The organism is Streptomyces sp. NPDC087440 (assembly GCF_044744005.1).
Taxonomy (GTDB): Bacteria; Actinomycetota; Actinomycetes; order Streptomycetales; family Streptomycetaceae; genus Streptomyces.
The window spans coordinates 52118-61743 of the sequence record NZ_JBIUXN010000036.1 but is presented as its reverse complement, the minus strand read 5'-3'; the positions used below and the strand labels follow the sequence as shown (position 1 = coordinate 61743).

8 protein-coding genes and 1 pseudogene are annotated in these 9626 nt (G+C 73.9%); 4 read left to right on the top strand and 5 right to left on the bottom strand.

From position 1 onward, the window contains the following. Positions 1-249: 249 nt before the first annotated feature. The 3 genes from yaaA (at position 250) to eda (ending at position 2496) form a co-directional block, all read left to right on the top strand. The gene (gene yaaA / locus ACIO3O_RS41225; protein ID WP_401755660.1) at positions 250-1050 is read left to right on the top strand and encodes a peroxide stress protein YaaA; all 801 of its coding nucleotides are present in this window, start codon (positions 250-252) and stop codon (positions 1048-1050) included. 107 nt (positions 1051-1157) lie between these two features. Next, positions 1158-1802, top strand: coding sequence for a GNAT family N-acetyltransferase (locus tag ACIO3O_RS41220; protein WP_401755657.1), 645 nt, complete (start codon positions 1158-1160; stop codon positions 1800-1802). A 76-nt stretch (positions 1803-1878) separates the two neighbouring features. Beyond that, entirely contained in the window at positions 1879-2496 is a 618-nt protein-coding gene (gene eda / locus ACIO3O_RS41215) for a bifunctional 4-hydroxy-2-oxoglutarate aldolase/2-dehydro-3-deoxy-phosphogluconate aldolase (RefSeq protein WP_401755654.1), read from the top strand. Positions 2497-2551: 55 nt separating this feature from the next. Here the strand turns inward: eda and ACIO3O_RS41210 are convergent, their stop codons facing one another. The 3 genes from ACIO3O_RS41210 to ACIO3O_RS41200 are packed head-to-tail and all read right to left on the bottom strand — an operon-like array spanning position 2552 to position 5387. Beyond that, positions 2552-3799, bottom strand: a complete 1248-nt coding sequence (locus ACIO3O_RS41210) for a bifunctional RNase H/acid phosphatase (protein ID WP_401755651.1) — start codon at positions 3797-3799, stop codon at positions 2552-2554. Positions 3800-3804: 5 nt separating this feature from the next. Beyond that, entirely contained in the window at positions 3805-4548 is a 744-nt protein-coding gene (locus tag ACIO3O_RS41205; protein WP_401755663.1) for a zinc ribbon domain-containing protein, read from the bottom strand. Then, positions 4545-5387 (bottom strand): Nif3-like dinuclear metal center hexameric protein, encoded by an 843-nt coding sequence (locus ACIO3O_RS41200; RefSeq protein ID WP_401755648.1) that lies wholly within the window; start codon positions 5385-5387, stop codon positions 4545-4547. Before ACIO3O_RS41200 ends, ACIO3O_RS41205 begins: the two co-directional genes overlap by 4 nt. Positions 5388-5652: 265 nt before the next feature. On the opposite strand from ACIO3O_RS41200, the pseudogene ACIO3O_RS41195 reads away from it, so the two are divergent. Beyond that, positions 5653-6834: pseudogene (locus ACIO3O_RS41195) on the top strand (hypothetical protein); the annotation flags it as partial. 733 nt (positions 6835-7567) lie between these two features. Here the strand turns inward: ACIO3O_RS41195 and ACIO3O_RS41190 are convergent. Together ACIO3O_RS41190 and ACIO3O_RS41185 are read right to left on the bottom strand one after the other, a co-directional pair. Beyond that, positions 7568-8515: a 3-oxoacyl-ACP reductase gene (locus tag ACIO3O_RS41190; RefSeq protein WP_401755645.1), complete on the bottom strand. Its 948-nt coding sequence runs from the start codon at positions 8513-8515 to the stop codon at positions 7568-7570. Between the two features lie 29 nt (positions 8516-8544). Then, positions 8545-9621 carry a Zn-dependent alcohol dehydrogenase gene (locus ACIO3O_RS41185; RefSeq protein WP_401755642.1) on the bottom strand — a complete coding sequence of 359 codons (1077 nt, stop codon included), beginning with the start codon at positions 9619-9621 and terminating at the stop codon, positions 8545-8547. Between the last annotated feature and the right edge of the window lie 5 nt (positions 9622-9626).

Sequence of the window (9626 nt, the reverse complement as noted above, 5' to 3'; positions counted from 1 at the left end):
TGCGCAGTTCCCCGCGCCCCTGAAAGGGGCGCGGGGAACTGCGCGAGCAACCCACCACAAGCCGCGCGGCCGAGCGCTTTAGGTGAAGGGGCGGGGCCGGGGCGAAAGCAGCCCCGGTGCCGGGGACTGGCGGAACAGGGGCTCGGCGCAGCCGGGAAGGGTCCCGGGCCCCGTCCGGGAGTGGGGGCCGCACCCACTACCGTTGACGGGCTCGCGACCGAAAGCCCCGCACCCCCCGTAGGAGACCCCGTGCTCGTCCTCCTCCCGCCCTCCGAAGGCAAAGCCGCCTCCGGCCGCGGCGCCCCCCTCAAGCCCGACACCCTGTCCCTGCCCGGCCTGGCCCCCGCCAGGAAGGCCGTGCTGGACGAGCTGGTCGAGCTGTGCCGGGGCGACGAGGACAAGGCCCGCGAGGTACTCGGGCTGAGTGAGGGCCTGCGCGGGGAGGTGGCGAAGAACGCCGGGCTGCCCACCGCCGGCACCCGCCCGGCCGGCGAGATCTACACCGGCGTGCTCTACGACGCCCTCGGCCTCGCCACCCTCGACGCCGCCGCCCGCAAGCGGGCCCGCCAGTGGCTGCTGGTGTTCTCGGGGCTGTGGGGCGCGGTGGGCGTCGGCGACCGCATCCCCTCCTACCGCTGCTCGATGGGCGTGAAGCTCCCCGCCCTCGGCGCGCTCGGCGCGTACTGGCGGCCCGTGATGGCCGAGGTCATGCCGGAGGCGGCCGGCAGCGGCCTGGTCCTGGACCTGCGTTCGTCCGCGTACGCCGCCGCGTGGAAGCCGCAGGGCGAGGTGGCGGGCCGTACCGCCACCGTCCGCGTGCTGCACGCGCAGATCGTCGACGGCGTCGAGAAGCGCTCCGTCGTCAGCCACTTCAACAAGGCCACCAAGGGCCGGATCGTCCGGGACCTGCTGGTGGCCGGTGCCGCCCCGGCGAACCCCGCCGAGCTGGTGGAGGCCCTGCGCGACCTCGGCCACGTGGTCGAGACGACGGAACCCACGAAGGCCGGGAAGCCGTGGTCCCTGGACGTGGTGGTCCGCCAGATCCACTGAAGGCAAGGCGGAAGGGGGCCGGACCCTTCGGAGCACCGGGTCGATGCGCGTAGAGTGGACAGGTTGCAATACGCCAGAAACATTCCGACCCCCTCCAGAGGAACCCCGTGCCCAGCTCTTTGCGCGACATCCTGACCTCCGTTTCGCAGGGGCAGTACCCGGCACCCGACGGCCGTACCGTCGTGGTCCCCCAGCCGAGCCCCCGCGACGCGGGCGTGCTCGCGTTCACCGCGCACTCGGTGATCTTCTCGGACCAGGACCCGGAGTGGATACGTCAGACGCTGGAGCAGTCCTGTCCCGACCCCTTCTCCGCCTCCCTGCACCCGGCGTTCCTGGCCGCGCTGATGGCGCGGACGGGCCGCCGCATGGACACCGTGGGCTCGCTGACCCTGGCCCCCGCCCTGCCGGGCCCGCCGCCGCTGGAGCTGACCGAGATCGAGGACCCGGACCACCCGCGTGTCGCCCGCGCCCGTAAGTACCGGGACGACGTGCGGGTCTGGTCGTCCGAGGGCGGCGGCATCCTGGTGCTCGGCCGGGGTCTGGCCGGGCGCTGGGAGACGGCGATCGAGGTGGACGAGGAGTCCCGTCACCGGGGGCTCGGCCGGGCGCTGGCGGAGTCGGCGCGGCACCTGATCCCGCTGGGTGAGGTCGTCTGGTCCCAGCAGGCCCCGGGCAACGCCCGCAGCGTCCGCGCCTTCCAGGCCGCGGGCTACCGCCCGGTGGGCGCGGAGGCCCTGCTCATCGCCGCTTAAGGCAGACAACGTACGAGCGTTGCATTCTCCGCAACGCTCGTTGCACACAGCACCCCACCCCCGGCAGGATGCCCCCATGGCCTCCTCCGTGCTCGACCTCGCCCCCGTCGTCCCCGTCGTCGTCCTGGACGACGCGTCCGACGCCGTTCCGCTCGCCCGTGCCCTCGTCGCCGGGGGGTTGCCCGCCATCGAGGTCACCCTGCGCACGCCCGCCGCGCTCGACGCGATACGGGCCATCGCCGACGGGGTGCCGGACGCGGTGGTCGGGGCGGGAACGGTGCTGAACCCCGCCCAGGTCGCCGCATCCGTCGCGGCCGGGGCGCGGTTCCTGGTCAGCCCGGGGTGGACGGACACCCTCCTGGAGGCCCTGCGGGAGTCCGGCCTGCCCTTCCTCCCCGGTGTCTCCACCACCTCCGAGGTCGTGGCGCTCCTCGAACGCGGGGTCACCGAGATGAAGTTCTTCCCGGCCGAGGCCGCCGGAGGCACCCCGTACCTGAAGTCGCTCTCGGCGCCGCTGCCCCAGGCCCGGTTCTGCCCCACCGGCGGGATCTCGCTCGCCTCCGCCCCGGCCTATCTCGCCCTGCCCAACGTCGGCTGCGTGGGCGGTACGTGGATGCTCCCGGCCGACGCGATCCGGGACAAGGACTGGGGGCGCGTCGAGACCCTGGCCCGCGAGGCGGCCGCCCTCCGGTGAGCACGAAGGGGCCCCCGTGCTCGCAGCACCGGGGGCCCCTCTCTCTCGTACAGCGTCAGCGCAGGTGCGAGGTGTCGTTCAGCAGCCGCACGGACGCGTTGCCGTCCGCGTAGTACGCCACCGCCGACAGCGAGGCCGCCGAGAGCTCCATCTTGAAGAGGGACTCCGGGGGCGCTCCCAGCGCGAGGCGGACGAGCGTCTTGACCGGGGTGACGTGGGTGACGACGAGGACCGTCCTGCCCGCGTACTCCTTCACCAGCCGCTCGCGCGCCGCCTCGACCCGCTCGGCCACGGCCGCGAAGCTCTCGCCGCCGCCGGTCGGAGCGGCGTCGGGGGACGCCAGCCAGTCGTCCAGGTCCTCCGCGTACCGCTGCCGGACCTCGGCGAACGTGCATCCCTCCCAGGCGCCGAAGTCCGTCTCGCGCAGGTCCTTCTCGATGCGTACGGGAAGACCGAGCCGCACCGCCACCGCTTCCGCCGTCTCGCGGCAGCGGGTCAGCGGGGAGCTGACGACCGCCTGGATCGTGCCGCGCGCGGCGAGCGAGGCGGCGACCGCCTCGGCCTGCTTGCGGCCGACCGCCGAGAGCTCGGGGTCACTGCCGCCGCTGCCGGAGAAGCGCTTCTCCGGGGTGAGCAGCGTCTCGCCGTGCCGCAGCAGGACGAGGGTGGCGGGCGCGCCGAGGTCGGCGGACGGACCCCAACCGACGGACGGGGACTTCTCCTCGGGCTCCTGTGGCAGCTCGAAGAGGCCGTCGTCCGAGGGTGCGGGCTTGCGGGCCCCCGCCAGCGCCGCCCGGGCCTTCGCGGCACCGGCGGTCGCGTCGCCGACCACGCGCGGCTCGGCCGGGGTGTCGAGGGCGGCCGTGGAGCCCGAGGGCTCCCACTGCTTGCCCTTCTTGCCCGCGTCCATCGCCTCGTTGGCGAGCCGGTCCGCGTGCTTGTTCTTCTCGCGCGGAATCCACTCGTACCGGGCCTGTGCCCGCGGCAGGATCGTCGCGGCCTCGGCGGCCAGCGGCTTCATGTCCGGGTGCTTGATCTTCCAGCGGCCCGACATCTGCTCGACGACCAGCTTGGAGTCCATGCGTACGTGGACCTGGGCGTCCGGGAAGAGGTCGCGGACGGCCTTGAGACCGGCGATCAGGCCCTTGTACTCGGCGACGTTGTTCGTGGCGACGCCGATGTACTCGGCCCGCTCCGCGAGGGTCTCGCCGGTGCCCGGGTCGAGGACGACCGCACCGTATCCGGCGGGCCCCGGGTTGCCCCGGGAGCCTCCGTCGGCCTCGACGACGACAGTGCGCGCCATCGGGCCTAGATCCCCGAGTCCGACGTGCGGACCAGGATGCGGCGGCAGTTCTCGCAGCGCAGCACCGCGTCGGGGGCCGCGGCGCGGACCTCCATGACCTCGGTGATGTTCAGCTCCAGCTGGCAGCCCTCGCAGCGGCGCTGGTACAGGCGGGCGGCGCCGACGCCGCCGGACTGGGTGCGCAGCTTCTCGTACAGCTTGACCAGGTCGGCGGGGACGGAGCCGACGACGACCTCGCGCTCCTTGGAGACCGTGGCGACCTCGCCGTCGATCTCGGTGCAGGCGGCGTCGCGGCGCGCGGTGGCGTCGTCGACCTTGCCCTGCACGGCGCCGACGCGCTCGGTCAGCTCGGCGGCGCGCTCCTGCGCGGACTCGCGGCGCTCCATGACCTCCAGGACGACGTCCTCCAGGTCGCCCTGGCGCTTGGCCAGCGAGACGATCTCCTTCTGGAGGTTCTCCAGGTCCTTGGGCGAGGTGATCGCACCGGAGTCCAGGCGCTGCTGGTCGCGGGTGGCGCGCTGGCGGACCTGGTCGACGTCCTGCTCGGCCTTGGTCTGCTCGCGGGCGGTGTCGCTCTCCTCGGTGGTGGCGGCCACCAGCAGGTCGCGGAGCTGGGTGAGGTCCTTGGTGAGGGACTCGATCTCGGCGTGCTCGGGCAGCGACTTGCGCTTGTGGGCGAGCTGCGACAGCCGTACGTCGAGGGCCTGGACGTCGAGAAGTCGGATCTGGTCGGCGGGCGCGGCGTTCAGTTGGGGGCTCCAGGAGAAGAGAAGTGGGATGTCCAGGGGTCGGTGACCGTGGCCGAGACGTGCACCCGCAGGTGCCAGCCCTCGCGGTCGGAAATCGCTTCGAGCTGCGACGCGGCCTGCTCGCACCAGGGCCACTCGGTGGCCCAGTGCGCGGCGTCGAACAGCGCGGGAGTCGGGGCCGTCTCACGTGCCTCGGAGACGGGGTGGTGGCGCAGGTCGGCGGTCAGGAAGGCGTCCACACCGGCCGCCCTGACCTGCGCGAAGAGGCTGTCGCCCGAGCCGCCGGAGACGGCGACCGTGCGGACGGTGGCGTCCGGGTCGCCCGCGAAGCGGATGCCCTGCGCGGTGGCGGGCAGCGACTTCGCGGCGTGCGCGGCGAACTCGGTGACGGTCATCGGGTGGTCCAGCTCGCAGATCCGGCCGAGGCCCCGACGCCCGTGCGGATCGCTCGCGTCCGGTACGAGGGGGCCGGTGACCCGCAGGTCCAGGGCGGCGGCGAGCGCGTCCGAGACGCCGGGGTCGGCGGTGTCGGCGTTGGTGTGCGCGACGTGCAGGGCGACGTCGTTCTTGATCAGCGTGTGCACCACGCGGCCCTTGAAGTGACCGGCGGCGACCGTCGTCGTACCGCGCAGATAGAGCGGGTGGTGGGTGACGATCAGGTCCGCGCCCAGCTCCACGGCCTCGTCGGCGATCTCCTGGACGGGGTCGACGGCGAACAGGACCCGGTTCACCTCGGTGTCGGGATCGCCACAGACCGTGCCGACGGCGTCCCAGCTCTCGGCCCGCTCGGGGGGCCAGAGGGCGTTGAGCGCGGCGATGACTTCAGACAGACGGGGCACCCCACAAGGCTACCTGGCGTATGTGCCGCGTCCGCCGGTCGGCCGGTGGCGGGGCCCCGGGACGCCCGTCGAGCACACCGGTCCGCGCGATACCGGTCGAACGACCGGACGGCCACCCGTATGTGTGAAGAGAGGTGACTCGTGTTGTCCGGCGGGAAATCCGAAAACTAGCGTCGCCGACGGAGCCCCCGCGAAGGACTGCACGCAAGCCCCGCGAAGGACGGCTCCGAGGGGACGTCCGAAGGGGACGGAGGGGACGGATTCCATGACAGCGTTGGCCATCGAGACCGCCTCACAGGGCGGTGCGGCGCACCGCGGCGGGTTCATGATCGCCGCGGACGGTTCGTACGCCGCGCGGCTGGCCGGGGGCGGGGAGGCCTTGTTCCCGGAGCGCTGGACGCTGGACGGGCCCGAGCCGTACGCGGTGCCGCTGCCCGCCGACCAGCCGGAGGAGCCCGGCACGGAGGTGCTGCCGCTGGCGGACGGCCGGGTGCTGATCCACCGGGAGGTGGCGGGGCGGCACGTGTTCTCGCTGCTGTACCCGACGGGGCCGAAGACCGGTGAACTGGCGCTGGGCGCCGTGGAGTTCGCGGGGGCGATGCGGTTGCTGCCGCCCGCCCCGGGCGGCTCCTGCGCGTACGCGCTCGCGGTCGGGCCGCAGTCGACGGCGGTGTGGCTGGTGGCGGGCGGGGCGTTCGGGCCCGAGCACGTGGCGCAGGTGCCGGGGCGGTGCACGGGCGGGGTCTGGCTGGACCGTGCCGGGCGGATGCTGGCCCTGGACCGGGAGTCGCCGGAAGGTGTGGTGAAGGCGGTCGCGGTCGATCTGGAGCGCGGCGGCGAGGTCACCCCCTTGTTGCAGATCGCCGAGCACAGCAACGACCGGCTGCTGCTGGCCGACCCCGACAGCGGGCTGATCGTGATCCGCTCGGACGCGCCGGGCGAGGACCGGCTCGGGTGGGGGGTACTGGGGAGCACCCGTCCGGTGCGCTTCCCCGAGTGCCTGCGGCTGGAGGGCTGCGTGCTGACGCCGTTCGCGGCGCAGCCCGGGCAGGTGCTGATGCCGGAGGCGTGTGCGGTGGCGGTACGGATCGACCGGGCGGGGCGGGGGGTGGGGGCGGGCGCGGGCGCGGGTGCGTCGCCGGGGAGCTGGGTCGGGGTGTGGCGTCCGGCGGACCGGCGGCTGTACCAACTGGCGCCGCCGGGCGGGTGGTTGGCGGGGGCGGGGCTGTGGACCCGGGAGGGGGTGCTGCGGCTGCCGTTCGCGACGGGGGCGGTGCCGTGCGGGGTGGCGGAGGTGGGGGTGCCGGTGGAGGCTCCCGCGGACGCTTCGGCCGAGGCTTCGGCCGAGGGGGACTCCGCTGCGGCGGATGCCCCGCCGGGGGAGGCTCCGGCGGCGGCGCCGTGGCGGCCGGTGCCGTTGCAGCAGGCGTCGCTGACGGGGCGGATGCATCGGGTGGGGGTGCGGATGAAGCGGGAGGCGCCGGTGGAGGTGGCTGCTCCTTCTCCTCCCGAGGACGCCGTGCCGCCGTCGGTGCTGGGGCCGATCACGCAGGTGGTGCCTCCGCTGGGGGTGGCCGGTGGGGGGTCGGCGGCGGAGCCGGTGGATCCGCTGGCGGTGCGGGCGGCGGTGCCGGAGGCGGTGCATGCGGCGGCGCCGGCGATGGTGCGGGCTGCGACGCAGGTCAGGGTGCCGGTGGCGGTGGCCGCACCGCTGATCTCGGTGGCGAACGGGGGGCCGGTCAGCCCGGTGGGCGGGGTGGCGGGGGCGGAGGCGGGCTAGGCGCGCGGGCCGGGATCTGTGCCCTCGCCCGGCACCGGGGCTGTTTTCGCCCCAGCCCCACCCCTTCACCTAAAGCGCTCGCCGCGCGGCTTGCGGGTGGCTGGCGTTTCGCGCAGTTCCCCGCGCCCCTTAAAGGGGCGCGGGGCTGCGTCGATGTGCGGCTCCGCCGCGTGGGCGCGAGCAACCACGACGCACCCGCACGGAACCGTTCACAGCCCCGCAGGGTTACGGGAAGGGGCGGGGAGGGGAGTAATCCACCCCGGCACCGGGCGCCGACCCGACCCCGGCCCCCGCAGCGACCCACCGCGCACCGGGCGCCGACACCCCACCGGCCCCGCGCAGCAACCCCACCCCGCACCGGGCGCCGACACCCCACCGGCCCCGCGCAGCGACCCCGCCCTCACCCCCGCTTCAGGCCCAAGACCTCCCCCGCCCCGAACGTCTCCCCCTCCGGCCTCTCCGCGAAGTACCCCGACAGCGCCTCGTCCAGTTCCTCGTACGAGAACACCCCCTTCGCCGTGTCGAACTTCGCCGCCACCTTCGGCCGCTCCACCACCGCCACCATCCCCCCGTGCACCACGAGCACCTGCCCGTTCACCCGCCCCGCGGCAGGCGACGCCAGATAGCCGACCAGGGGGGCCACGTGCTCAGGGGCGAGGGAGTCCAGCCCGCCCTCGGTCGCCGCCTCGCCGAAGCCCGCGAACACGTCCTCCGTCATCCGCGTCCGGGCCCGCGGGCAGATCGCGTTCGCCGTCACCCCGTACTTCCGCAGCGCCAGCGCCGTCGACGTCGTCAGCCCGACCACGCCGCCCTTCGCCGCCGCGTAGTTCGGCTGGCCCGCCGACCCGGCGAGGAAGGCCTCCGACGAGGTGTTGACGATCCGCCCGTACACCGGTCCGCCCGCCGCCTTCGACCTCTCGCGCCAGTGGACGGACGCGAAGTGGGTGGTGTTGAAGTGGCCCTTGAGGTGGACCCGGATCACCGAGTCCCACTCCTCCTCGCTCATCGAGAAGATCATCCGGTCGCGGAGGATGCCCGCGTTGTTGACCAGGACGTCCAGCTTCCCGAACTCGCGCACCGCCAACTCCACCAGCCCTCGGGCCTGTTCGAAGTCGGCGACGTCGCCGAGGTGGGCGACGGCCGTGCCGCCCGCCGCCCGGATCTCCGCCACGACCTCCTCCGCAGGACCCGCGGACGCGGCGCCCGAGCCGTCCCTGCCCGGCTGGCCGAAGTCGTTGACGACGACGCTCGCGCCGAGGCGGGCGAGTTCGAGGGCCTCGGCGCGGCCGAGGCCCCGGCCCGCGCCGGTGACGATCGCGGACAGCCCTTCGAGGGGCAGAGCAGGCATGCCACAACTCCCTTGCTTGGAAAGGTGGTTCAGAGGGTGATGGAGGTGCGCAGGGCCGTTCCCGTCCGCATCTGGTCCAGCGCCTCGTTGATCTCGGCCAGCTGCACCCGGTGCGTGATCATGCTCTCCAGGTCGATGCGGCCCGCCCGCCACAGCGCGATGGCCCGCTCGTACGAACGCAGGACGTCCCCGCCTCCGTACATCGACGGCAGGATGCGCTTCTCGTCGAAGAACAGCTCGAACATGTTGACCTGGAAGAAGTCGTCCATCGCGCCCGCGCCCACGATGCAGAGGGTGCCGCCGCGCCGGGTCGTCTCGTACGCGGTGCGGGTGGTGGCGGACTTGCCGACGACCTCGAAGACGTAGTCGAAGCCCTCGCCGGAGGTGATGCGCTGTTTCGCGTCGGCGAACGCGTCCGGGGACACCGCCTCCGTCGCCCCGAACCGCAGCGCGGCCTCGCGACGCGATGCGACCGGGTCGACGGCGACGATCTGCGCCGCGCCCTGCACCCGGGCGCCCTGGATCGCGGAGATCCCCACGCCTCCGCAGCCGATCACGGCGACGGACGAACCCGCCTGCACCTGCGCCGTGTTGATGGCCGCACCGAGGCCGGTCGTGACGCCGCAGCCGATCAGGGCGGCGATCTCGAAGGGGACGTCGTCCGGGATCGGGACCGCGCAGCGGGCGTCGACCACGACCTCCTCCGTGAAGGTGCCGGTTCCGGCGAAGCCGAAGACGTCGCCGCCGGGGCGCTTGAAGTTGGGGGTGCCCGCGTTCATGAAACCGGCGAGGCAGAGGTGGGTCTGGCCGCGTTTGCAGGAGGGACAGGTGCCGCAGGCGGGGAGCCAGCAGACCAGGACCCGGTCGCCCGCGGTCAGGCCCTCGACGCCGTCGCCGACGGCCACGATCTCGCCCGCGCCCTCGTGGCCGGGGATGAACGGGGCGGGCTGCGGCAGCACGCCGTTCATCGCGGACACGTCGGAGTGGCACAGCCCGGTGGCCCGGACCCGGATCCTGACCTTGCCGGGGCCGAAGCCCACCGCTTCGACGTCGTCGAGGACGTCGAGCTTGTCCTGGCCTGTCTCGTGCAGTACGGCTGCGCGCATGGTGC